This is a genomic window from Mesobacterium pallidum (assembly GCF_019966535.1).
GTDB classification, from domain to species: domain Bacteria; phylum Pseudomonadota; class Alphaproteobacteria; order Rhodobacterales; family Rhodobacteraceae; genus Mesobacterium; species Mesobacterium pallidum.
Genome location: NZ_JAIMID010000001.1, coordinates 93,446 through 118,012, shown reverse-complemented (window position 1 = coordinate 118,012; position 24,567 = coordinate 93,446). Strand labels below are relative to the sequence as shown.

20 protein-coding genes are annotated in these 24,567 nt (G+C 68.7%); 12 read left to right on the top strand and 8 right to left on the bottom strand.

Translation table 11 applies throughout. From position 1 onward, the window contains the following. The first annotated feature begins 4 nt into the window (after positions 1 to 4). The 6 genes from MF270_RS00480 to rpe all read left to right on the top strand — a co-directional run bounded on the left by MF270_RS00480 (position 5) and on the right by rpe (position 5,763). Positions 5 to 1,459, top strand: coding sequence for an aldehyde dehydrogenase family protein (locus MF270_RS00480; protein WP_238363886.1), 1,455 nt, complete (start codon positions 5 to 7; stop codon positions 1,457 to 1,459). 60 nt (positions 1,460 to 1,519) lie between these two features. Next, positions 1,520 to 2,260, top strand: a complete 741-nt coding sequence (locus MF270_RS00475) for an SDR family NAD(P)-dependent oxidoreductase (RefSeq protein WP_238363885.1) — start codon at positions 1,520 to 1,522, stop codon at positions 2,258 to 2,260. 14 nt (positions 2,261 to 2,274) lie between these two features. Next, the gene (locus tag MF270_RS00470; RefSeq protein ID WP_238363884.1) at positions 2,275 to 3,021 is read left to right on the top strand and encodes an SDR family oxidoreductase; all 747 of its coding nucleotides are present in this window, start codon (positions 2,275 to 2,277) and stop codon (positions 3,019 to 3,021) included. Positions 3,022 to 3,201: 180 nt separating this feature from the next. After that, positions 3,202 to 4,209 carry a P1 family peptidase gene (locus MF270_RS00465; RefSeq protein ID WP_238363883.1) on the top strand — a complete coding sequence of 336 codons (1,008 nt, stop codon included), beginning with the start codon at positions 3,202 to 3,204 and terminating at the stop codon, positions 4,207 to 4,209. Beyond that, positions 4,209 to 5,015: an alpha/beta fold hydrolase gene (locus tag MF270_RS00460; protein ID WP_238363882.1), complete on the top strand. Its 807-nt coding sequence runs from the start codon at positions 4,209 to 4,211 to the stop codon at positions 5,013 to 5,015. Before MF270_RS00465 ends, MF270_RS00460 begins: the two co-directional genes overlap by 1 nt. Positions 5,016 to 5,082: 67 nt before the next feature. Continuing rightward, positions 5,083 to 5,763: a ribulose-phosphate 3-epimerase gene (gene rpe / locus MF270_RS00455; protein WP_238363881.1), complete on the top strand. Its 681-nt coding sequence runs from the start codon at positions 5,083 to 5,085 to the stop codon at positions 5,761 to 5,763. Between the two features lie 409 nt (positions 5,764 to 6,172). Here the strand turns inward: rpe and uvrC are convergent, their stop codons facing one another. From uvrC to MF270_RS00430, 5 genes are all read right to left on the bottom strand, one after another. Beyond that, positions 6,173 to 8,050, bottom strand: a complete 1,878-nt coding sequence (gene uvrC, locus MF270_RS00450; protein WP_238363880.1) for an excinuclease ABC subunit UvrC — start codon at positions 8,048 to 8,050, stop codon at positions 6,173 to 6,175. 291 nt (positions 8,051 to 8,341) lie between these two features. After that, on the bottom strand, positions 8,342 to 9,124 hold the full coding sequence (locus tag MF270_RS00445) for an SDR family oxidoreductase (RefSeq protein ID WP_238363879.1): 783 nt from the start codon (positions 9,122 to 9,124) through the stop codon (positions 8,342 to 8,344). 24 nt (positions 9,125 to 9,148) lie between these two features. Next, positions 9,149 to 10,120: a calcium/sodium antiporter gene (locus MF270_RS00440; RefSeq protein ID WP_238363878.1), complete on the bottom strand. Its 972-nt coding sequence runs from the start codon at positions 10,118 to 10,120 to the stop codon at positions 9,149 to 9,151. A 3-nt stretch (positions 10,121 to 10,123) separates the two neighbouring features. Further along, positions 10,124 to 10,285: a hypothetical protein gene (locus MF270_RS00435; RefSeq protein WP_238363877.1), complete on the bottom strand. Its 162-nt coding sequence runs from the start codon at positions 10,283 to 10,285 to the stop codon at positions 10,124 to 10,126. Between the two features lie 3 nt (positions 10,286 to 10,288). After that, positions 10,289 to 11,083, bottom strand: a complete 795-nt coding sequence (locus MF270_RS00430) for a S49 family peptidase (RefSeq protein ID WP_238363876.1) — start codon at positions 11,081 to 11,083, stop codon at positions 10,289 to 10,291. Positions 11,084 to 11,316: 233 nt separating this feature from the next. Here MF270_RS00430 and MF270_RS00425 point away from each other — a divergent pair, with 233 nt between their 5' ends. From MF270_RS00425 to MF270_RS00410, 4 genes are all read left to right on the top strand, one after another. Further along, positions 11,317 to 12,255, top strand: a complete 939-nt coding sequence (locus MF270_RS00425; RefSeq protein WP_238363875.1) for an ABC transporter ATP-binding protein — start codon at positions 11,317 to 11,319, stop codon at positions 12,253 to 12,255. Next, positions 12,252 to 13,013, top strand: coding sequence for an ABC transporter permease (locus MF270_RS00420; RefSeq protein WP_238363874.1), 762 nt, complete (start codon positions 12,252 to 12,254; stop codon positions 13,011 to 13,013). The genes MF270_RS00425 and MF270_RS00420 overlap by 4 nt, the downstream gene beginning before the upstream one ends. 174 nt (positions 13,014 to 13,187) lie before the next feature. After that, complete coding sequence (locus tag MF270_RS00415) at positions 13,188 to 15,023, top strand: autotransporter assembly complex protein TamA (protein ID WP_238363873.1); 1,836 nt, start codon at positions 13,188 to 13,190, stop codon at positions 15,021 to 15,023. Positions 15,024 to 15,028: 5 nt separating this feature from the next. Next, on the top strand, positions 15,029 to 19,717 hold the full coding sequence (locus MF270_RS00410) for a translocation/assembly module TamB domain-containing protein (protein WP_238363872.1): 4,689 nt from the start codon (positions 15,029 to 15,031) through the stop codon (positions 19,715 to 19,717). A gap of 248 nt (positions 19,718 to 19,965) precedes the next feature. Here MF270_RS00410 and hemE read toward each other — a convergent pair whose 3' ends face one another. Then, entirely contained in the window at positions 19,966 to 21,000 is a 1,035-nt protein-coding gene (gene hemE / locus MF270_RS00405) for a uroporphyrinogen decarboxylase (protein WP_238363871.1), read from the bottom strand. A 134-nt stretch (positions 21,001 to 21,134) separates the two neighbouring features. Here hemE and hemC point away from each other — a divergent pair, with 134 nt between their 5' ends. Continuing rightward, positions 21,135 to 22,097 (top strand): hydroxymethylbilane synthase, encoded by a 963-nt coding sequence (gene hemC / locus MF270_RS00400; protein WP_238363870.1) that lies wholly within the window; start codon positions 21,135 to 21,137, stop codon positions 22,095 to 22,097. Positions 22,098 to 22,204: 107 nt separating this feature from the next. Here hemC and MF270_RS00395 read toward each other — a convergent pair whose 3' ends face one another. Together MF270_RS00395 and hemF are read right to left on the bottom strand one after the other, a co-directional pair. Then, positions 22,205 to 23,017, bottom strand: a complete 813-nt coding sequence (locus tag MF270_RS00395; RefSeq protein ID WP_238363869.1) for a DUF4198 domain-containing protein — start codon at positions 23,015 to 23,017, stop codon at positions 22,205 to 22,207. Between the two features lie 69 nt (positions 23,018 to 23,086). After that, positions 23,087 to 23,968: an oxygen-dependent coproporphyrinogen oxidase gene (gene hemF / locus MF270_RS00390; RefSeq protein WP_418887854.1), complete on the bottom strand. Its 882-nt coding sequence runs from the start codon at positions 23,966 to 23,968 to the stop codon at positions 23,087 to 23,089. Positions 23,969 to 24,078: 110 nt separating this feature from the next. Between hemF and MF270_RS00385 the strand changes: the two genes are divergently transcribed. After that, on the top strand, positions 24,079 to 24,462 hold the full coding sequence (locus MF270_RS00385) for a hypothetical protein (RefSeq protein ID WP_238363867.1): 384 nt from the start codon (positions 24,079 to 24,081) through the stop codon (positions 24,460 to 24,462). The last annotated feature ends 105 nt before the right edge of the window (positions 24,463 to 24,567 follow it).

The window sequence follows — 24,567 nt, the reverse complement described above, 5'->3', positions numbered from 1 at the left end:
CGCCATGCCCCTGTCCGACCTCTGGTTCGACCCCGCACTGTGCCTGATCGACGGCCGCTGGCAGCCGCCCGCCTCGGGCGAGACGCTGCCAGTCATCAACCCCAGCGACGGGGCCGAGCTGGGCCGCATCGCGCGTGGGCAGGCCCAGGACATCGACGCCGCCGTCGCCGCCGCCGAGGCCGCGATGGCGGGCGACTGGGGCCGAAGCACCGCCGTCGAACGCGGGCGCCTGCTGACCCGCCTTGGCCAGCTGGTGCTGGAACATGTTGACCAATTGGCGGTGATCGAGGCGCATGACGTTGGCAAGCCGCTCACGCAAGCCCGCAACGACGCCGTGGCGCTGGCGCGCTACTGCGAATTCTACGGCGGCGCGGCCGACAAGGTGATGGGCGAGACGATCCCCTATCTCGACGGCTACACGGTCTACACATTGCGCGAACCGCATGGCGTCACCGGCCATATCGTGCCCTGGAACTACCCGATGCAGATCATCGGCCGCTCGGTCGGCGCGGCGCTGGCCATGGGCAATGCCTGCGTGCTGAAACCGGCTGAAGAGGCCTGCCTGACCGCCCTCGCCTTTGCCGACCTCGCGGTCCAGGCGGGCTTTCCGGCCGGGTCGCTGAACGTGGTGCCGGGCCTCGGCGCCGAGGCCGGGGCGGCCCTGTCGTCGCACAAGTGTGTCCACCATCTGTCGTTCACCGGATCGGTCGCCACCGGCCGCCTGATCCAGACCGCTGCCGCGCAGAACGTCGTGCCCGTGACGCTCGAGCTGGGCGGGAAATCCCCGCAGCTCGTGTTTGCCGATGCCGATATCGACGCCGCCCTGCCCTTCCTCGTCAACGCGGGTATCCAGAACGCCGGGCAGACCTGCTCTGCCTCCTCGCGCATCCTGGTCGAACGGTCGGTCTATGACCGCGTGGCCGAGGAGATGGCGAAACGCTATGCCGCCTTGCGCGTCGGCCCCGCCATGCGTGACCTGCACCTCGGGCCGCTCATCTCGGCCCGTCAGAAGGGGATCGTGTCGGGGTTCCTGGACAAGGGCGCCGACCTCAAGATCCTCGCGCGCGGCGAGGTGGTTGACGACGCCCCCGCGGGCGGCGCTTACATCGCGCCCACCCTGCTGGCCGACGTGCCCCCGGATCATTGCCTCGCGCAGGACGAGATCTTTGGCCCCGTGCAGGTGCTCATCCCCTTCGACAGCGAAGACGAGGCCGTCCAGATCGCCAACGGCACCGATTACGGGCTGGTGTCCTCGGTCTGGTCGCAGAATGGCGCCCGGCAGATGCGGCTCGCCCGCAAGCTCAAGACCGGCCAGGTCTTCCTGAACAACTACGGCGCCGGCGGCGGGGTCGAGCTGCCCTTTGGCGGCCGGGGCCTGTCCGGTCATGGCCGCGAAAAGGGGTTCGAGGCGCTCTACGGCTTTTCGACCCTCAAGACGGTCGCAGCGTTGCACGGCTGACCGCTTGCCATTTCACCCCCCCTGCCCGAGAGTTCCCGCACAACGGGACGGGAGGCCCAGATGTACGACAATCGTTTCAAGACCCGCCATGCCATCGTGACCGGCGGCGCCTCGGGGATCGGCGCCGCCGTCACCCGCCGCCTGCTGGCCGAGGGCGCGACGGTCACGGTCTGGGACATCGACCAGGGCGCGCTGGACGCGCTGGCGGATATGCCCGGACTGCATGTCGCGAAGGTCGACGTCACCGACCCCGACGCCGTCACCCGCGCCACCCATGACGCGCAATCGGCCATGGGCGGGCTCGACATCCTCGTCTGCTCGGCCGGGATCACCGGCCCGCAGAAGACGACGTGGGACTACCCGCTCGAGGACTGGCACCGGGTCTACGACCTGAACGTCCACGGCGTGTTCCACTGCTGCCGCGCCGCCGCCCCGCTGATGAAGGCGGCCGGCTACGGCCGCATCGTCAACATGGCGTCCATCGCGGGCAAGGAAGGCAACCCCATGGCCTCGGCCTATTCCTCGACCAAGGCGGCGGTGATCGGCCTCACCAAGTCGCTCGGCAAGGAGCTGGCCGATACGGCGGTCACGGTGAACTGTGTCGCACCGGCCGCCGTCGAAAGCCCGATCTTCGAGCAGATGACCGAAGAGTTCATCGCCTACATGAAATCCAAGATCCCCATGAACCGCTTCGGCACGGTCGAAGAGATCGCCGCCATGGTCTGCTGGCTCGCCTCGGACGAGACCAGTTTCACCACCGGCGCCTGTTTCGACCAGTCGGGCGGCCGGGCGACTTACTGACAAGGGAGGGCGCCATGCGTCTGGAAGGAAAGACCGCGATCGTGACCGGGGCCGCATCGGGCTTTGGCGCCGGCATCGCGCGCAAGTTCGTGGCCGAGGGCGCGCGGGTGATGATCGCCGACCTCAACGGCGACGGCGCGGCCGCGCTGGCGTCAGAGTTGGGCGAGGCTGCCGTGGCGCAGACGGTGGACGTAGCCGATGCCGCGTCGATCGCGGCGATGCAGGCTGCGGCCGACGCGGCCTGGGGCACGCCCGACATCATCGTCAACAACGCCGGCGTCACCCACCTGCCGACCCCGCTGGAAGACGTGTCCGAGGCGGATTTCGACCGCGTCTTCAACGTCAACTGCAAGTCGATCTACCTGATCGCAAAGGCCTTTGTCGCGGCGATGAAGGCGCGCGGCGCGGGCGCGATCCTCAACATGTCCTCGACCGCCGGGTTGTCGCCCCGCCCCAATCTCAACTGGTACAACGCCTCGAAAGGCTGGGTGAACCTCGCCACCCGCACCATGGCGGTCGAACTCGCCCCCTTTGGAATCCGCGTCAACGCGCTGAACCCGGTGGCCGGGGAAACGCCGCTGCTCAAGAGCTTCATGGGCGAGGACACGCCCGAGATGCGCGCCAAGTTCCTGTCGACCATTCCGCTGGGCCGATTCTCGACCCCGCAGGACCTGGCCAACGCCGCCTGCTTCCTCTGCTCGGACGAGGCGTCGATGATCACGGGCACCCTGCTCGAGGTCGACGGCGGCCGATGCATCTGACCGGCCGGAGTGACTGGGTCGGCCTGCGACGGGCTCCCTCCACCCCGCGCGGGGAGGAGGACAGGAGGAGGGGCCCGGTGTCGTGGCTTGCGCCCAGCGCAAGGCCGCATAGGAGACTTTGTCTGCGTGGCAGTGCAGACCGCAAGGTCCAGCCCACGCGCCTACATTGAAAGACCCGACATGATCCCCGGCCCCCGCAACCTCATCACCGACGTGCCCGGCCTCAAGGTCGGCAACGCGCGCCACGCGACCTATCGCACCGGCACCACGGTGCTGACGGCAGACGCGCCCTTCCTCGCCAGCTGCGCGGTCATGGGCGGCGCGCCGGGCACGCGCGAGACGGACCTGCTGGCGCCCGACAAGTCGGCGACGCAGATCGACGCCATCGCCCTTTCGGGCGGATCGGCCTTCGGCCTCGACGCCGCCTCGGGCGTCATGGCCGGGCTCAGGGCGCAGGGGCGGGGCGTGCCCGTCCACCTTGCCCGCGTCCCCATCGTTCCGGCTGCGATCATCTTCGACCTCTACGAGGGGATCGAAGGGCATTGGCCCGAAAACCCCTACCCCGCCCTCGGCCGCGCCGCGCTCGAGGCCGCCAGCCCCGATTTCGAGATCGGCACGCAAGGCGCCGGCACCGGCGCGCTTGGCGCGATGATGAAGGGCGGGCTCGGCTCCGCCTCCCTCGTCCTGCCATCCGGCGCCACGGTCGGCGCGCTGGTCGTCGCCAACCCGGTCGGCCACACCAACACGCCCGGCGACCGCCACTTCTGGGCCGCAAGCCAGGAGATCGGCGACGAGTTCGGCGGGTTCGGCCCCGACCCCCGCGCCGGCCTCGGCCTGTCGCTCGACAGCCGCAAGGCGCAGGTCGTCCACGGCACCGAGCGGGCGAACACCGCCATTGCGATCGTCGCCACCGACGCGGACCTGTCGAAGTCCCGGCTCCACCGCATGGCCACCGCCGCCCATGACGGGCTGGCCCGCGCCATCGTGCCCGCGCATACGCCCTTCGACGGCGACATCGTCTTCGCAGCCTCGACCGGCGCGCGCCCGCTCGACCTGCCCGACGTCGACCTCATGCTCATCGGCCACGCCGCCGCCCATTGCCTCGCCCGTGCTGTCGCCCGCGGCGTCTACCACGCCACGCCGGAACCCGGCGACCTCTTGCCCTGCTGGAAGGAGCTGAACGCCTGATGCCCACGCTTGCACGCGACGATATCACTTACCATTACGAAGACGACGGCCCGCGCGATGCCCCGGTGATCCTGCTGCTCGCCGGCATGTTCTCGGACAGCGCTTCGTGGTATCCGCTGGTCGAACCGCTCACCGCCGCCCACCGCGTGATCCGCCCCGACAACCGCACCACCGGCCGCACCACGCCCCGCGACGCGCCCTGTTCCGTGACCGGCATGGCCGAGGACGCCGCCGCCCTGCTCGCCGCGCTGGACCTGACGGGCGTCCACGTCGTCGGCCATTCCATGGGCGGGCTGCAAGGGATGGAGCTCACGGGCCTTGCGCCCGAGCGCCTCGCCTCGCTCACCATCCTCGCCTCGGCCCCGGTCCGCTCGCCCCGCATCGCCGGGCTCTTCGACAACCTCGCCCGCGTCCGGGCCGCGCCGGAAGGCGAAGAGATGTGGCTCCGCGCCCTCTTCCCCTGGCTCTACGCACCCGCCTTCTTCGAGGACCCGGCCCGGACCGAGGCGGCCCTCGCCGCCTCCCGCGCCTATCCCTACGCGCAGGATCTCGCGTCGATGAAACACCAGCTCGAAGCGCTGAAAGGCTTCCGACCGACGGTCCGGACCACGGAAATCACCGTCCCGACCCAGGCCGTTCTGGCGGACGAGGACATCCTGATCTCCAAGGCCCCCGCCGCCAAGGCGCTCGCCACGATCCCCGGCGTGACGCTGCTGGACCTGCCGGACGCGGGACATTCCCTGCACTGGGACCAACCCGCCGCCGTCGCGCAGATCATCACCGATTTCGTCGCAGCCCACAGCTGACGGCTTTACGCCCCGCCCCGGGCTGGCTAAGGGACAGGCAAACCTGACCCGCCCGGGAGCTGCCCCAATGACATTCGACCGTTCCATCAAGATCGCCCCCTCGATCCTTGCCGCCGATTTCGCCAATTTCGGCGCCGAGATCGAGGCCATCGAGGCCCAGGGCGCCGACTGGATCCACGTGGACGTGATGGACGGGCATTTCGTGCCCAACCTGACCTTCGGCCCGCCGCTGGTGAAGGCGATCCGCAAGCACATCAAGACGGTCATGGACGTGCACCTGATGATCTCTCCGGTCGATCCCTATATCGACGCCTTCGCCGATGCCGGCGCGGATATCCTGACCGCCCATGTCGAGGCCGGACCGCATATCCACCGCACGCTTCAGGCGATCCGCGGCGCGGGCATGAAGGCGGGCGTGGCCCTCAACCCCGGCACCCCGGCCGAGAGCATCGCCCATGTGTTGGACCTGGCGGACCTCGTCTGCGTGATGACCGTGAACCCCGGCTTCGGCGGGCAGAAGTTCATCGACATGTCGGCCAAGATCGAAACCCTGCGGTCGATGATCGGCGACCGGCCCATCCATATCGAGATCGACGGCGGCGTCGATCCGACCACGGCGCCGCTGGTGGCCAAGGCCGGCGCCGACGTGCTGGTCGCGGGATCGGCCGCCTTCCGCGGCGGCTCGGTCTCGAACCCCGAGCCCTACGGCGAGAACATCCGCGCAATCCGGGCGGCCGCGACCGCCTGACGGTTTCGCCTCGCAAGCGAGGCGACCCGCCGGGGGCTTTGCCCCCGGACCCCCAGGATATTTTGGGAAATGTGAAGGGGATCGGGTGGCGCTTGATTTCAGCCGCGCCTCACGTCCAAATCTTAGGTGCGCGTGACATTGTCGGAGTGAGGGGCCAGCCCCTCACACTCCCCGGAGTTTAAGTGGCAAGATGAAGGGGATCGGGGCGCCCCTGCTTTCACTTTTCTCCAAATACTCTCGCCGAAGGCTCCCGGCGTTGCCAGTGGTCGGACGTCAGTCCTTCGGGGTCGACCCGCCACGGGGTCCCTCCTCCCCGCGCGGGGAGGAGGACAGGAGGAGGGGCGCGCAGTCGTGACTTGCGCTTGCGCAAGTCCGCAAGGGACCCTGTGCGCCCGCGCGGGCCTCTGGATCAGGCCTTTTCGTGGAAATGGGCGTAAATGCGTTCGGCCAGCGCCGCCGAGACGCCGTCGACTGCCTTGAGATCGTCGAGCCCCGCGCGGGTGACGGCCTTGGCGGAGCCGAAATGGGCCAGCAGCGCGCGCTTGCGAGAGGCGCCGACGCCGGGGATCTCGTCCAGCGGGTTGGCCATCTGGCTTTTCGCCCGCTTGGCGCGGTGGGTGCCGATGGCAAAGCGGTGCGCCTCGTCCCGCAGGCGTTGGACGAAGTAGAGCACCGGATCGTTGCGCTGCAGGGCGAAGGGGCGCTCGCCCATGCGGTAGAACTCCTCCTTGCCGTGGTCGCGGTCGACGCCCTTGGCGACGCCCACCATGGGCACGTCCTCGACCCCGTGTTCGCGCATGATCTCGGCCACGGCCGAGACCTGCCCCGCCCCGCCGTCGATCAGCAAAAGGTCCGGCCAGAGCCCCTTGTCGCGGTCCGGGTCTTCCTTGAGCAGCCGGGTGAAGCGGCGGGTCAGCACCTCTTTCATCATGCCGAAATCGTCGCCGGGCACCAGCTCTTCGCCCTTGATGTTGTACTTGCGGTACTGGTTCTTCATGTAGCCGTCCGGCCCCGCGACGATCATCGCGCCGACGGCATTCGTGCCCTGGATATGCGAGTTGTCGTAGACCTCGATCCGCGCGGGCGGCGCTTCGAGCCCGAAGGCCTCGGCCACGCCCCGCAGCAGTTTCGCCTGGGTCGCCGTCTCGGCCATCTTGCGGCCGAGGCTCTCGCGCGCGTTGCGCAGGGCGCCGTCGATCAGCTCGGCCTTCTCGCCCCGTTGCGGCACCGCGATCTCGACCTTGCGGCCCAGCTTTTCGCTCAGCGCCGCCGACATCAGGTCCGGGTTCTCGATCTCGTTCGACAACAGGATCAACCGCGGCGGCTCCTTGTTGTCGTAGAACTGGCCCAGGAAGGCCTCGAGCACCTCGGCGGCGTCCACGTCGGGGCCGACGCGCGGGTAGTAATCCTTGTTGCCCCAGTTCTGGTTCGCGCGGATGAAAAAGACCTGCACGCAGGCCTGCCCATGCTCCATGTGCAGCGCCACGACGTCCGCCTCGGCCACGCCCGCCGGGTTGATCCCCTGCACCCCCTGCACGTTGGTCAGCGCGCGGATGCGGTCGCGCAGGGCCGCCGCGCGTTCGAATTCCATCGCGTCCGAGGCCGCCTGCATCTCTCCCGCCAGCTCGGCCTGGATATTGGTGGACCGGCCCGAGAGGAAGCGTTCGGCATCGCGGACGCTCGCCGCGTACTCCGCCTCGGATATCTTGCCGACGCAGGGCCCGCTGCAGCGCTTGATCTGGTAGAGCAGACAGGGCCGCGTCCGCGTCTCGAACATCGAATCCGAGCAGTTGCGCAGCAGGAACACCCGTTGCAGCTGGTTCAGCGTGCGGTTCACCGCCCCGGCGCTGGCGAAGGGGCCGTAATAGCTGCCCTTCTCCTTCTTGGCGCCGCGATGCTTCTTGATCTGCGGGAAGGCGTGATCCCCGGTCACCAGGATATTGGGGAAGGATTTGTCGTCACGCAGCAGCACGTTGTACTTGGGTTTCAGCTGCTTGATCAGGTTCTGTTCCAGCAGCAGCGCCTCGGTTTCCGTGCGCGTGGTCAGGAACATCATCGACGCCGTCTCGCGGATCATCCGCGCGATCCGGGGCGAATGGCCCGAGGGCCGGGCATAGTTCGACACCCGCGCCTTGAGGTTGCGCGCCTTGCCGACGTAAAGCACCCGGCTCTGGTCATCGAGCATGCGGTAGACGCCGGGCGAGCCGTCCAGCGTCTTGAGGTAGGACTGGATGCAGGCGTGGCCGCGGGGGCCCTCTGCGGGCGTCTGGTCGGAGGCGTCAATCATGAGTCAGAGATATGATTCTGCCGCCCCCGCTGCAATCTTTAAGCGGCCCGGGCAAGGGCGATTACATCCACGGAACCTGTGGACAAGTCTGCGGACAATGACGCCGCAAATCGGAATTTCCGTTGAGTCCGGCTGGGTTCGCTGATTTGCCCATGATTTGAGCAAACTTTCAACATATTGATTTCATTGAGAAGATTTTCGACCCGGCGACAAGGTGCTGAAACACAAAGATTTTTTGTAACAGAAAATTAACTGTCCGCAGCCTGCGTGCACAACTTGACGCTGGGGCCGTCAGTCGACGCCGCTGATGTCGGGTGTCCGCCACCCCAGGTGCTGCCCGCCGTCGGTACAGAGCAGCTGGCCCGTGACCCCCGGGGCCGACAGGAAATAGACCAGCGCACCAGTGATGTCGGCGGGGTTCGAGCCGCGCTTGAGCACCGTGTTCGCGCGCTGGTGGGCATAGGCGGCGTCGGGCTGGTTGGCGCCCTGCAACGTGGGCCCCGGGCCGATGCCGTTGACCCGCACCCGCGGCGCCAGCCCGCGCGCGGCAGTCTGGGTCAGGGTCCAGAGGCCCATCTTGGCCAGCGTGTAGGTCATGAAATGCGGGGTCAGCTTGCGCACCCGCTGGTCAAGCATGTTGACCACCAAGCCCTGCGCCACCGGCTCGCCCTGGTCGTCCATCACCGGGTCCGGCACCTGCGCCGAAAAGTGCTGCATCAGCACGAAGGGCGCCCGAAGGTTTGATTCCATATGCGCATCCCAGCTCTCGCGGGTCGCGGTCTCGAGGTTGTCGTATTCGAAGATCGAGGCGTTGTTGACCAGCACGGTCAGCGGCCCGCCCAGCGCCGCGATGGCGCGTGGCACGAGGGCCTGCATCTCGGCCTCGGCGGTCAGGTCGGCCTGAAGGGCAACGGCGCGGCGACCCATGGCCTCCAGCTCGGCCACGACCTCGGTCGCGCCCGTCTCTGAGCCGGCATAATGCACGGCCACGTCAAAGCCCTGCCGCCCCAGTTCCAGCGCCATTGCGCGGCCCAGCCGCTTGCCGGCGCCGGTGACCAATGCCTGTCCGTTCATGCCTGTCCCCTGCCTGGTGCCGCCTCAGAACAGCACGACCGTTACATAGAGCAGGTACAGCGCCGTCAAGACCGCGCCCCAGATCCGGCCCATGTCCCACTTGAGGAACACGAAGGGGATCAGCACCAGCGCGGACCCCAGCATCACCCAGAGGTCAAAGGTCAGGAAGGAGTCGTCCACCGGGATCGGCCCGACCAGCGCGGCGATGCCGATGATGGCCAGCAGGTTGAACATGTTCGACCCGATCACGTTCCCCAGCGCCACGTCGGCCTGGCGGCGCAGCGCGGCCATCACGGTGGTCGCCAGTTCCGGCAGCGAAGTGCCAAGCGCCACGAGCGTCAGCCCGATGACGCTTTCGCTGACGCCGTAGGTGCGGGCGATGATCGTCGCGTTCTCGACCAGCAGATGCGCGCCCAGCGGCAGGCCGACGAGGCCGAGCGTCAGGTACATGACGACCTTCCACACCGGCATGTCGGGGTCCGCGCCTTCGACTTCGACGTCCGGCTCGGCCTCGGCCGCGCGGGCAGCCAGGCTGGCCTTGACGTCCCGGCGATGGGCGCGCGCCTCGTGCATCTGGTCCCAGAGCACGGCGGCCAGCGCCGCCAGCAGGATCAGCGCAGAGATCCAGGTGAAGCTGCCCAGAAAGGCCAGCGCGATGAACAGCACCGACGCGGCCAGCATGAAGTTGTAATTCTTGCGCGTCTCGCAGCCACTGGTGTGCAGCCCGGTCAACAGCGCGGGCAGCCCCAGCACGATCAGCACGTTGGCGGTGTTCGAGCCCACGACGTTGCCGAGCGCGATGCCGGGCGCATTGTCCAGCACGGCCGAAACCGAGATCAGCAGTTCGGGCGCCGAGGTGCCGAAGGCAACGATGGTCAGGCTGACGATCAGCGCGGGAATCCCCAGCCGCAGGGCAAGGTTGACCGCCCCCTTCACCAGTGCATCGCCCGCGAGAAGAAGGATCACGAGGCCAAGCCCCGCCATCGCCCACACCATGAATTACCCCTTTCCGCAGGCGCAGGGCCCGCGACCGATCCGGAACCGTCCGCAATTGGGACAGCGTTTCTGAGCGATCATCTTCTGCCCGGGAAAGCGCAACTTTCCAAAGATGGCCAGCACGGCCATGAACACCAGGAACAGCGTGATGATCTTGAAGAGCATAGCTTAGAGCCCGAAGCGGGCGTAGGCGGCGCGGTCCTCGACCGCGGCCAGCGTGTCGTCGACCATTTGCGCGCCGAACCGGGTCAGCAGGCCGCGTTTCGCCTCGAAGCGGCGGAAACGGACCTTGTCGCCGAAGATCTCCTTCATCTTCGGCACCAGGTGGCCGGTGCCGTCGATCAGGCCGAGGTCGCGGGCCTTTTCGGCCAGCCAGAACTCGCCCGTGAAGATGCGCGGGTCATCGGCCAGCGCGTCGCCGCGCCGCCCCGAGACATGCGCTTTGAAGAGCCCGTGCATGTCGCCCAGCAGCTCTTTCAGCCGCGCCACGTCCTCGGGCTTTTCGGCACGGAACGGGTCGAGCTGCGACTTGGACTCGCCGGCGGTGTAGACCCGACGCTCGATCCCGTGCTTCTCGATGAAATCCTGCAAACCGAAGCCGGCCGAGATCACGCCGATGGAGCCCACGATCGACGCCGGGTCGGCCCAGATCCTGTCGGCCGCGCAGGCGATCCAGTAGCCGCCCGAGGCCGCGACATCCTCGACAAAGGCATGGACCGGCACGCTTTTCTCGTCCGCCAGCCGACGGATGCGCTGCGCGATGAGCGAGCTTTGCACGGGCGAGCCGCCGGGCGAGTTGATCACCAGCGCCACGGCGGCGGGTTTGCCCTTGGAAAACGCCCGTTCGATCAGCGGGGCCAGCGCCCGGTCATTGAGGGCGCGAGAGCCGGTGCCGATGGTGCCCTGCAGTCGCAGGACGGAAACCGCCGGGGGGCGGTTCAGGAAAGGGATGCGGCTCAACATGAAACGGGATGTAGAGACGCCCATAGGAAGTGACAAGGAGAGCCCCCGCAGTTTATTCCCCGCCGTGTCATCGCGGCGTCGCGAGATGTCAGCAGTGTCGTCGCGCATGGGTTGCGCGGGGGCTGCGGGTCGTGCATTCCTGCACATCCACCTGGGCCCGGCCCGGACTGCATGGGCGCTTTCCCCGCCCCCGGCCCCGCCCTATCTACCGCGCCGAACAAGAGGAGATCGGCATGGCATTCATCAAGATCGACGGCCTGCGCAAGGTCTATGACGGCGGGTTCGAGGCGCTGAAGGGCGTGGACCTGGAGATCGAAGAGGGCGAGATCCTCGCCCTGCTGGGCCCCAATGGCGCGGGCAAGACGACGCTTATTTCCACGATCTGCGGCATGACCACCCCGACGGCGGGCAGCGTCACCGTGGGCGGGCATGACATCATCCGCGACTGGCGCGCCGCGCGGTCGCTGATCGGGCTGGTGCCGCAAGAGATCAACATCGAGCCCTTCACCGAGGTGCGCCGCGCTGTCGCCTTCTCACGCGGGCTCTTCGGGCTCAAACGCAACGATGCCCACGTGGACGACGTGCTGCGGCGCCTGTCGCTGACCGACAAGGCCGACAGCAAGATCATGCAGCTCTCGGGCGGGATGAAGCGCCGGGTGCTGATCGCCAAGGCGCTGGCCCACGAGCCGCGCGTGCTGTTCCTGGACGAACCGACCGCCGGCGTCGACGTCGAGCTGCGCAAGTCGATGTGGGAAACGGTGGCCGAGCTCAAGAAACAAGGCGTGACGATCATCCTGACCACCCATTACATCGAGGAAGCCGAGGCCATCGCCGACCGCATCGCCGTCATCAACAAGGGCGAGATCCTGCTGGTCGAACGCAAGGACGCGCTGATGAAGCGGCTCGGTCGCAAGCGGCTGGTGGTCGAATTGCAGCACAAGGCCGATGCCCTGCCCGACAGCCTTGTCCGTGACGGGCTGGCGCTGTCCGAGGACGGCCTGTCGATCACCTACGATTACGACACCCAAGCCGAACGGACCGGGATCACGCGGCTCTTGCAGGACCTGTCGGGGGCCGGCCTGACCCTGCGCGACCTGCAGACCCGGCAGTCCAGCCTCGAGGACATTTTTGTCGGCCTTGTCGCCGAACAAGAGCAGGAGGGCGCGGCATGAACCTGCTGGGCGTCAAGGCGATCTACATGGCGGAAATGTCCCGCTTTTTCCGCACGGTGCTGCAAAGCTTCGTCTCGCCGGTCATCTCGACCTCGCTGTATTTCGTGGTCTTCGGCTCGGCCATCGGATCGCGCATCGACCAGGTCGAGGGCGTCAGCTACGGCGCCTTCATCGTGCCGGGTCTCATCATGCTGACGGTGATGACGCAGGGCCTGGCGAACGCCAGCTTCGGCATCTATTTCCCGAAATTCACCGGCACGATCTACGAACATCTCTCGGCCCCGGTCAATTTCCTCGAGATGGTGCTGGGCTATGTCGGCGCGGCGGCGACCAAGGCGCTGTTCATCGGGCTGATCATCCTGGCTACGGCGACCTTCTTTGTCGAGGTGCAGATCCAGCATCCGCTGGCCATGCTCGCCTTTCTGATCCTGACCTGCACCAGTTTCGCGCTTTTCGGGTTCATCATCGGCATCTGGGCGCAGAATTTCGAGCAATTGCAGCTGATCCCGCTGTTGATCGTGACGCCGCTGGTGTTCCTTGGCGGGTCCTTCTACTCGGTCTCGATGCTGCCGCCGTTCTGGCAGACGGTGACGCATTTCAACCCGGTGCTCTACCTGATCTCGGGCTTCCGCTGGTCCTTTTACGGGCTGGCCGACGTGCCCGTGGCGATGAGCCTTGCGGCCATCGCTCTCTTCACCGCGATCTGCCTTGCGGTGATCTGGTGGATCTTCCGCACCGGCTGGCGCCTGCGCGACTGATGCGCCGACAGGGGCCGCCCGGCCCCTGTCAAGCCCTCCGGCCTTCACGTTTCGGTGGATCTTTGCCCGTGGACCAAGGAATTCCTTGTGCCTTTCCTGCGCATCGCTCTAACTGGGACTGAGCAGGATCCGCCCCCAAGATGCGGACAGGGACAACGATCGGAGAGCACCGGAATGCCCTCGAAACCGAAGAAATTCGGGCAATTCACCCGCACCGCGACCGGATTGCGGGCCAATTCAGCCCGGATGGCACTGGCCGCGGGCATTCTGGCGGCATCGCCGCTGCTGTCGGCCGAGTTCAGGTTCAACACGCCCAACGTGGACGAGGGCCTGCGGCAGTCGATCCGCGACGTGCTGGCGACCGAAACCGCGATCGAGGACCCGGAAAGCACGGCGACCGACATCCTGGCCGCCGCGCAGGCCGATTACCGGCGCATCCTCGCCGCGCTCTACGACAACGGGCACTTTGCCCCGGTGGTCAACATCACGCTCGACGGGCGCGAGGCGTCGGGCATCCCGACCTTCGACGCGCCAACACGCATCCGCAACGTCGAGATCAAGGTCGTTCCGGGCCCGAAATTCTCCTACGGACGGGCGACCGTAGCCCCCCTGCCCGGCGGCGCGACCCCGCCCGAGACGTTCCGCACTGGCGAGACAGCCACCCTGTCGGGCATCAACGGCGCGGCCAGCAAGGGCGTGAACGACTGGCGCGCCACGGGCCATGCCAAGGCCGACGTGGCCGGCCAGCAGATTACCGCCCGCCACCCGCAGCGCGAGCTCGACGTCGACATCGCCCTGGCCCCCGGCCCCAAGGTCCGTTTCGGCCGGCTGCGGTTCGAGGGGCTCGACCGGCTGCGCGAGCAGCGCGCGCAGGAAATCGCCGGCCTGCCCACGGGCGAGGTCTTTACCCCCCGCCAGCTCGACCGGGTGACCAATCGGTTGCGCGCCACCGGCGTCTTCCGCACCGTCGCCCTTTCCGAGGCCGAGACGGTGAACCCCGACGGCACGCTCGACATCGAGGCGCAGGTCGTCGAGACCAAGCTGCGCCGCATCGGCTTTGGCGCCGAGATCGCGACGCTGGACGGCGGCACCCTGTCGGCCTTCTGGCTGCACCGCAACCTCTTGGGCGGGGCCGAACGGTTCCGCGTGGACGGTCGGATCAGCGGCATCACGCCCGACCTTGACGGCGTCGACTGGCGGCTTGGCGTGACGCTGACGCGTCCGGGCACCATCGACGCCGACACCTCGCTGACGCTCTCGGCCGCGATCGAGCATGTCAACGACCCGGCCTACGAGACCGACAGCATCGAGACGCTCGCCCTGCTCACCCGGCAGGTGAACGACGACATCGAGGCGACGGCGGGCATCGGCCTCGCGCGCGAACGCACGACGGATGCCTTCGGCACCCGCACCTACACGCTGGTCACGCTGCCGCTGTCGGGTGCGATCGACAAACGCGACAACGCGCTGAACCCCACAAAGGGGACCTATGCCAGCCTCACCGCCACGCCCTTCGTGCTGCCGGGCGAGACGGCGGGTCTGCGCATGACCGGCGATTTCCGCGGCTACCGCAGCTTTGGCGCCGAGGACCGCGTGACCTTTGCCGGCCGCCTGCAGATGGGCAGCGTCATGGGCGCCGAGATCGGCGAGGCGCCCGCCGACTTCCTGTTCTATTCCGGCGGCGGCGGCACCGTGCGCGGCCATGGCTACCAGTCGCTGGGGGTCGGCACGGGCGACACGATGACCGGCGGTCGGTCCTTCGTCGGCCTCTCGGCCGAGGCGCGGGTCCGCGTCAGCGACAACATACAGGTCGTCGGCTTTGCCGATTACGGCCTGATCGGGCCGGACAGCATGCCGACGGGTGACGACCCCAGCCATTCGGGCGCCGGGATCGGGCTGCGCTACAACACCGGCATCGGCCCGGTGCGGCTGGACCTCGCCACGCCGACCTCGGGTGACGATGCCTATGGCCGCGTCGAGATCTACGTCGGGCTGGGGCAATCCTTCTGATGAGCATGACCCGCAGACGTTCCCGCCTGACCACCGCGGCCCTGGCCCTGGCCTGCGCCGCCCCCCTCTTTGCCCAGACCCAGTCCGAGGAGGACGACAAGGACTTCCTCACGCGCCTGTTGCAGGACAGCCTGTCGGGCGCCGGCCGCGCCGTGACCATCGACGGGTTCCGCGGCGCGCTGTCGTCGCGCGCGACCATCGACCGGATGACCATTTCCGATGACGAGGGCGTCTGGCTGACCATCACCGACGTCGTGCTCGACTGGAACCGCGCCGCCCTGCTGCGCGCCCGGCTCGAGGTCAACGAGTTCTCGGCCGGCAGCATCGAGCTGCCCCGCCTGCCGCAGACCGAGCCCGCCGCGCCGGATCCGGAGGCTTCGTCGGAACCCTTCGCCCTGCCCGACCTGCCGGTGTCGATCCGCATCGACGCACTGGATGCCGACCGCATCTCGCTGGGCCAATCCGTGCTGGGCCAGGCCGCCGCCTTCTCGCTGAACGGGGCTGTGCAGTACAACGACGACATCGCCGCCGCGACGCTGGACCTTGTCCGGCTCGACGGGGTGCGCGACGGCACCATTTCGCTCGAGGTGAACTACACCCCCGACGGCGGGGAGCTGCTGGTCGACCTGACCGTGGCCGAGGACGCCGGCGGCATCGCCGCCTCGGCGCTGAACCTGCCCGGTCGCCCCTCGGTCGCGCTGACCCTCGCCGGCGAAGGATTGGTGAGCGATTTCGACGCCGACATCCGGCTGGAAACCAATGGCGCGCCGCGAGTCATTGGCCAGGTCGGCCTGACCGAAGAGAACGGCCGACAGGGCTTTACCTTCGACCTGGGCGGCGACCTGGCCGAGCTCTTGCCCCCCGTCCACCGCCCCTATTTCGAAGGCGGCACGTCGGAAATGGCCGCCACCGGCTTCCGCGACCCCGACGGCTCGCTCACGCTCGAGAATCTCAGCATCTCGGCGCCGTCTCTGGCCCTGACCGGCGCGCTGGCGCTGGGGCCCGACCAATGGCCGACCCGGATCGCGCTGCAGGGCCAACTGGCCAGCGAGGATGCACGCACCGCCGTGCCCTTTGCGCCTGACGTGACGGTGGGCCGGGCGACGCTGGACCTGACCTACGACAGCACGACCGACAGCCGCTTTGACGGCAGCTTTACCATCGAGGCGCCGCAGGTGCCCGGCTTTGCCGCCGAGGGCCTGACCCTGACGACCACCGGCACGCTGACCCCCGGCGACGGCACGGCCATCGGCCAGCTTGGCGCCGATATCGCGCTGACCGCGCAGGGTCTTTCCCCCGAGGACCCGGCCCTGGCGCAGGCGCTGGGGCGCGAGATCGAGGCCGGCTTCCGCCTGGACCTGTCCGAGAACGCGCCGATCCGCATCAGCGGGCTCGACCTGCAGGCCGCCGGCATGGCGCTGAGCGGCGACATCACCATGGACCGGGCCGAGGGCGCGAACCTTGCCACCAGCGTCACGGCGCAACTGGTCGCGGATGACCTCGCACGGTTCTCGGCGCTCTCGGGCCTCGACCTGTCGGGCGGCGCCGACCTTGCGCTGTCGGGCGAGGTCGTGCCGCTGACAGGGGCCTTCGACCTGGCCGCGACCGGGACGACGACCGACCTCGCGACCGGCATCGCAGAGGTCGACGGGCTGCTGACCGGCACCGGCCAGATTGACGTCCGCGCGGTGCGCGACACGGACGGGTTGCGGCTTGAGCGCGCCACCGTCAGCACGAGCGCGCTGGACGCCACCGCCAACGCCGCGATCACGTCGCAGGGCACTGCGGCCCAGTTCGACGCCACGCTCAATTCCATCGCCGCCGCCCTTCCGGGCAGCGACGGCGCGGCGCGGGCCACCGGCTCGGCCTCCGTCTCGCCCGAGGGCGTGCCATCGGCGCTCGACGCCAACATCAGCCTCGTGCCCGGCACCAGCGGCATGGTCGTGATTGCCGTGCGCGACACGCCGGTCCGCGCGGCGAGCGGAGAAGTCACTGTCGCGCTCGACCCGACCCAGCGCGTGGTCTACTCGGCCGACATGGTCGATCTCAGCTACGGCGACTATGGCGCGGACAGCCTGCGGGCGCTTGGCACGGCGCAGATCGACGCCTCGCCGATGTCGACCCGGGTGGACGTGATCGCGCAGGGCCTGTCCGAGACGCTCGCAGACCTCATCGGCCCCGAGGCCGAGGCCGGCGCGACGCTCACCTTCGCCCCCGAGGGGCTGGTCGTCTCGGACGGCCGCGTCGTGGCGCAAAGCCTTTCGGGCACCGCCGCCGCGCGCCTGCCTTCGGGCGGGCCGATCACCTTCCGCGCGGAGGTCGAAAGCCCGAACCTGGCGCAGATCCCCGCCCTTGCCAGCTCCGGCGTCGGCGGCGCGACCACGGCCCGGATCGAGGGTTCGGTGGACGGCGGCACGACCCGCATCCGGCTTGACGGCACGGGCCGCGACCTGGCCGTCGCCGCCGCCTCGCCCGGGACCCTGCTGCCGGGCGAGACGGAATTCGGCACCAACGTGGTGATCGACGGCACCGGCATCACGGTCAGCGACGCGAGCGTCTCCCATGCCGACATCTCGGTCGATGCGAACGCCGCCCTGCCGACGGGCGGGCCGATCACCTTTGCCGCCGACATCGCCTCGGACGACCTGGGCGCGCTGGCGCCGCTTGCCGCGAACGGCGTGGGCGGCGGGCTCACCGCCCGCGTCACCGGCAGCGTGGACAGTGGCACCACCGAGGTCCGGCTGGACGGCACCGCGCGCGACCTCTCGGTCGCCACTGTCGCCCCCGGCCCGCTGCTGCCGGGTGCGGCGCAGTTCGGCACCAGCGTGCGGATCGACGCGGGCGGCATCGCGGTCAGCGATGCGGCGGTCAGCCACCCCGACATCTCGGTCACGGCCGAGGCGGCCCTGCCCACCGGCGCGCCGATCACCTTTGCCGCCGATGTCTCGGCCCGCAACCTGGGCGCGCTGGCGCCGCTCGCCGCCACGGGCGTCTCGGGCGGCACCGACGCGCGGATCGAGGGGTCGATCGCGGACGGCACAACGCGGCTGAACATCAATGGCACCGCCACGAACCTCTCGGCCGGGTCGCCCGCCACGGCGCGGCTGCTGGCCGGGACGGCGCGGTTCGACACGGCAGTGGCGATCGGCCCCGAGGGTATCGCCATCGACCGGGCCGAGGTCAGCCACCCGAACCTGACGGCCAGCGCCTCGGGCACGCCCGCGTCGATCAGCTTCGACGCGCGGCTGCGCGACCTCGCGCTGCTGGCCCCCGATTTCCCCGGGCCGCTCTCGGCCAGCGGCACCGTGCGCCAGACCGGCAACGGCACCGCGCTGGACATCGACGCGACGGGCCCCGGCGGGGCGCGCGTGTCGGTCGCGGGCACGCCGGGCCAGAGCCTGTCGGCCTCCGGCAACGCGCCGCTGGGCCTGCTGAACCCGTTCCTGGCCCCGCGGCTGATCGCGGGCGAGGCAACGTTCGACCTGCGTCTCAACGGCCCCGTGGACCCGGCCAACCTGACCGGCAGCATCAACACCCGTGGCGCACGGCTGACCGACCCGGGCCTCGGCCAGGCGCTGAGCGATATCGACGCCGCGATCACCCTTGCGGGCGGCAGCGCGCGGGTCGACCTGCGCGGCAACCTCGTGACCGGGGGGATCGTGTCGATCACCGGTCCGGTCGGGCTTTCGGCGCCCTACAACGCCCGGCTCGACATCGGGTTGCTGGGGCTCAGCCTGCGCGACAACGGGCTTTACGAGGCCGACCTCGGCGGCATCCTGTCGGTGCGCGGCCCGCTCACCGGCGGGGCCGAGATCGGTGGCCGGATCGAAGTGAACCGGGCCGAGATCCAGGTGCCCTCGACCGGCATGACCGCCCTGGGCGAGGTGCCGCCGATCCGCCATGTCGGCGCGTCCAGCGCCAATGCCGCGACCCGTGCGAAGGCCGGGATCGAACAGAGCGACGGCCGCACGACGGCCTCGGACAACGCCGGTGGCGGCGGCTTCCCGGTGAACCTGCGGATCATCGCGCCGGGCCGGATCTTTGTCCGCGGCCGGGGCCTCGACGCGGAGCTGGGCGGCGAGCTGCGCCTGGGCGGCACCACCAGCGACGTGATCCCCGGGGGGCGGTTCGACCTGATCCGCGGCCGGCTCGACATCCTGGGCCAACGCTTCGAGCTGACCGAGGGCTCGGCCCAGCTGGTTGGCGATTTCGACCCCTACCTGCGGCTCGTGGCGACCACGTTCAAGGCCGACGCCGAGGTCAGCGTGGTGGTCGAAGGACCGGCCTCGGCCCCCGAGATCCGGTTCGAATCGAGCCCCGAGCTGCCGCAGGACGAGGTGCTGGCGCTGCTGCTCTTCTCGAAATCCATCACCTCGCTCTCGCCCTTCCAGGCGGTGCAGCTGGCGGGCGCCGTGGCGACCCTGGCCGGGCGCGGCGGTGGCGGCGTGATCGGCCGGGTGCGGGAAAGCTTCGCGCTGGACGATCTCGACGTGACGACCGACGAGGACGGCAATGCCGCCGTGCGCGCCGGCAAGTACATCAGCGACAACGTCTATACCGACGTGACGGTGGGCGCCGATGGCACCTCCGAGATCAACCTGAACCTCGACGTCTCGCGCAACGTGACGGTCAAGGCCGGGCAAAGCTCGGACGGCAACTCGAGCCTCGGGATCTTCTTCGAGAAGGATTACTGAGAGAGGTTTCGGATCGCTGCGCGATCCGACCCGGGCGCCTGCTGCGCAGGCGCCCATGGGGGCGCCGCCCCCAGCGAGCTGCGCTCGCTCCCCCGAGGTATTTGGAAAACAATGAAGAACACGGGCACTGCCCCAGGACTTCATTGTTTCAAAAATACCTCCGCCGGAGGCAATCCCTCACTGACGGCCTTCAGGTCGGCGGTGAGGGATCAGGCGCTTGGCCCCTTGGCCAAGCGCCTGAGGCGGTGTCAGCCGTTGCGGACCGTATCGATCATCAGCTGGACGTTCTCGGGGTCCGCATCGGGTGTGATGCCATGGCCGAGGTTGAAGATATGCGGGCCGTGCTTCAGCGCGTCGACGACCTTGCGGGTCTCAGAGACCAGTTCGGCCCCGCCGGTCACCATGTGGCGCGAGGCGAGGTTGCCTTGCACGCAACCGTCCTTTTGCACATGCGCGGCCACCCAGTCGGGCGTCACCGCGTCATCGACCGCGACGCAATCCGCGCCGGTCGCCTTGCCGAAGCCCTCGTAGCGGTCGCCGGCGCCGCGGGGGAAGGCGATGATCGGTGTGTCCGGGTGCCGTGCCTTGAGCGCCGCGATGATCTGTTTCGCCGGCTCCAGCGCGTAGCGGTCGAAATCCGCGCCGTTGAGCGATCCAGCCCAGCTGTCGAAAAGCTTGACCACCTCGGCCCCGGCCTCGATCTGCGCCGACAGGTAGTCGATCGTGCCTTCGGTCAGCCGGTCGATCACCTGGGCGAAAAGCGCCGGGTTCTCGTCCTTCAGCGCATGGGCCGGGCCCTGGTCGGGCGTGCCGCGCCCGGCGATCATATAGGTCGCCACCGTCCAGGGCGCGCCGGCAAAGCCGATCAGTGTCGTCTCGGATGGCAGTTCGCGTTTCAGGATGCGCAGCGTGTCGTAGACCGGGTTCAGCGTCTCGTGGATCGCCTCCACTGGCTTCAGCCTGTCGAAATCGGCCTGCGCGCCGATGGTCGACAGGCGAGGCCCCTCGCCCGTGACGAACCACAGGTCGGCGCCCAGCGCCTGGGGCAGCAGCAGGATGTCGGCAAACAGGATCGCCGCGTCGAAGCCGTAGCGGCGGATCGGCTGCAGGGTCACCTCGGCCGCGAGTTCGGAATTGTAGCACAGCGACAGGAAATCGCCCGCCTGCGCCCGGGTCGCGCGGTATTCCGGCAGGTAGCGCCCGGCCTGGCGCATCATCCAGATCGGCGGCACCGCCTGCACCTCGCCCGCCAATGCGCGCAGGATCTTCTTTTGGTCTGCCATGGCACCCTCCTATCTGCTGGCGGCTGTGGTCGCCGCCTTCGGCCCCGGTGTCAACCGCCCCGAAGGCCCCCGCGACACCCTGCCCGCGTGAAAGCGGTTTTCACCGGGCAGGCCCTTCGCTAATCATCGCGGCCATGACACAGACCCTGCCCTCCCCCGACGCGCCCCTCAGGATCGGCACCCGCGGCTCGCCGCTGGCCCTGGCCCAGGCGCACGAGACCCGCGACCGGCTGGCCGCGGCCTTCGACCTGCCGCGCGAGGCCTTCGAGATCGTGGTCATCAAGACCACCGGCGACGACCGCGCGCTGATCGCGGCGGACCGGCCGCTGAAGGAGATCGGCGGCAAGGGGCTGTTCACCAAGGAGATCGAGGAACAGCTGCTGTCGGGCGGAATCGACATCGCGGTTCATTCGATGAAGGACATGCCGGTGGCGCAGCCGGACGGGCTGGTGCTCGACTGCTACCTGCCGCGCGAGGATGTGCGGGACGCCTTCATCTCCGATGCCTGCGACGGGATCGCGGGCCTGCCCGAGGGCGCGGTGGTGGGCTCTTCGTCGCTGCGGCGGCGGGCGCAGGTGCTGGTGCGGCGGCCGGATGTGACCGTCGTGGAGTTTCGCGGCAACGTGCAGACCCGGCTGAGGAAGCTGGGCGATGGCGTGGCCGATTGCACGTTCCTTGCCATGGCCGGGCTGAACCGGCTGGGGATGGATCACCTGACGACCAAGCCGATCGACCCGGACGACATGCTGCCCGCGGTGGCCCAGGGCGCCATCGGGATCGAGCGGCGGGGTAACGATTCCCGCGCGGCCCAACTGCTCGAGGCGCTGCACGATGCCGAGACCGGGCAGCGGCTGGCGGCCGAACGCGCCTTTCTGGCGACGCTCGACGGGTCCTGCGAGACGCCGATTGCCGGGCTGGCAGAGCTGAGCGGTAGCACGTTGCGGCTACGCGGCGAGATCCTGCGCCCCGACGGGTCCGAGGCGCTTGCGGACGAGCTCACCGGCGCGATTGCCGATGGCGCCGCCATGGGGGCCGAGCTGGCGCGCACGCTGTTGGGGCGCGCCGGGCCGGGGTTCTTTGACTGGAAGCAAGGGTAATGGTGGGGAAGATCCCCACCCGACCCATGGACGCAACGGTTCGAACACAGATGTAGGGTGGGGATTTTCCCCACCTTTTCCCTAGGCCACGGGCCGAGGCGTCCCGCTCACTCCGCCGGCACGGCGAAGGTCAGCGAGGCCCAGAGCGATTCCCAGGCCGGCCCGTCCGCCGGGCCATCCACCTCGCGCATGACCACGGAATCGGCCAGGTATTCATGCCCCGCCGCCACCGGCAACAAGGCCACCCCGTCGGGGTCGGTGCGGTAGGTACCGGACGTCACCTCGCCCGAAGGCGCGCGGTCGAACAGTTCAACCTGCACGTCGCCGCGCAGGGCCCCGTCGTAGAAGACCTGCACGCGCATGCCCGCCGAGACATCGTCGGTATAGGGATTGTCCAGCGCCACGATCTCTGTCTCCAGCCCCTGTCGCGCATCCTGGCCAGCACCGTCCCCGACCGCGATCAGGCTCTTGCCGTAGCGGATGTAATGTTCGCGCACCTTCTCCTTGGTGAACCCCCGCTCGAGATGACGGTCCAGCGCCCAGGCGAAATCCTTGTGGGTGACGAAGCTCTCGAACTTGTCCCAGCCGGAATAGGTCAGGTCCTGGCCAGCGGTCTGGTGGACCACGACCAACAGCCCCTCGCCCGGCGCATCCATCGACAGGGCCGGTCGGTCGCCCAGGCGGCCCTCGACCGGCGTGACCACGCCGTCCAGCACAAGCTCGAAGCGGGTGAAGTTGCGCGGCACATAGGAATAGCTCGGCCCGTCGAAATCCTCGCCAACGCGGAGGTCCGCCGCGACCGGATTGCCGGGCGCGACCTCGTAGGCCAGCGGGTCGATCCAGAATTCATGCGCAGCGGCCGGCAGGGCCAGCAGCGACATTGCCATGAAAGTGGCAGCAGGGGAGGTCAGGCGCGGCATGGAAGGCTCCTTTGCGGGTCTGCCAAAGGTAGCTGCCGCCCAGCCCCGGTCAATTCACGTCTGCGCGGGTCAGACCCATTTCGCCATGGGCGGCAGGGACATCAGCACCGCATTCGCGTCATGGCCGGTGGCGAGGCCGAACTTGGTGCCGCGGTCGTAGACCAGGTTGTATTCGGCATAGAGCCCGCGGTGGATCAGCTGCACATCCTTGTCGGCCGCGTCGCAGGGCTGCACCCGGCGCTTTTCGACCAGCGGCAGGTAGGCCGGCAGGAAGGCGCGGCCGATGTCGCGGGTCAGGGCGAAATCCGCCTGCCAGTCGCCCGAGCATCGATCGTCCATGAAGATTCCGCCGACGCCCCGCGCCCGCTTGCGATGGGGGATGTAGAAATACTCGTCCGCCCAGTCCTTGAGGCGGGGGTACTGGTCGGTGCCGTGAGGGTCGAGATGCGCCTTCTGCGTGGCGTGGAAATGCGCGGTGTCCTCGGCATATTCGATGCAGGGGTTGAGGTCGGACCCGCCGCCGAACCACCAGCCATGCGGTGTCCAGAACATGCGGGTGTTCATGTGCACCGCCGGGCAATGGGGGTTCTGCATATGCGCGACGAGGCTGATGCCGGACGCCCAGAAGCGCGGATCGTCCTTCATCCCCGGCAGACCCTTGCGCGCGGCCATGGCGGCCTGCGCCTCGGGGCCCAGCTCTCCGTAGACGGTCGAGACGTTGACGCCGACCTTCTCGAAGACGCGCCCACCGCGCATGACGGACATGAGACCGCCACCCGCATCGCCGCCATCGGGCGCCTCGCGGCGAGTCTCGGTCACCTCGAAACGGCCCGGCGCCATGTCGCTGAACGGGCCGGAATCGTGGCTGTCCTCGAGCCCCTCGAAGGCCGCCACGATCTCGCCCCGCAGCTGGCGGAACCAGGCGCTGGCAATCTGCTTTTCCTCGGCCATGTCGGACATGCGGTGCTCTCCCCTATCGTCGCTTCCGTCCTAGCAGCGGCAAGCCGCCGGGGCCAGTGCCGCGCCTTGCCGCAGGCGGCGACGCGTGGCAGGGTCATGGTATGCGCAGCCTTGTCCTTCTTCCCCTCGTCCTTCTCGTCGCCTGCGGCACCCCGCAGCAGCAATGCATTGCGCGCGCCGGAACGGACCTGCGCACGCTCGACACGCTGATCTCGGAAACCGAGGCGAATATCGCCCGCGGCTACGCCATCCGCACCGAGACACGCGAGCAACCCTACATGACGATCTGCTCGTCGCGGGACAAGGACGGCAATGTCCGCAGCGAAGCCTGCTGGGCCGGACGGCTGGTGACCACCGAGAAAGCCGAGGCCATCGACCTCGACGCCGAGGCGGCCAAGCTGGCCTCGATGAAGCGCAAGCGGGCCGAGCTGGCGCAGGGCTATTCGGCTGCGGTTTCGGCTTGCAGGGCGACCTATCCCGAGTGACGCGCCTGCGGCGGGCGGTAGAGTGAGGGGCCAGCCCCTCACACTCCCCGGAGTTTATTGGCAAGATGAAGAACGGATCGGATCCCCTGCTTCATTGTGCCGATA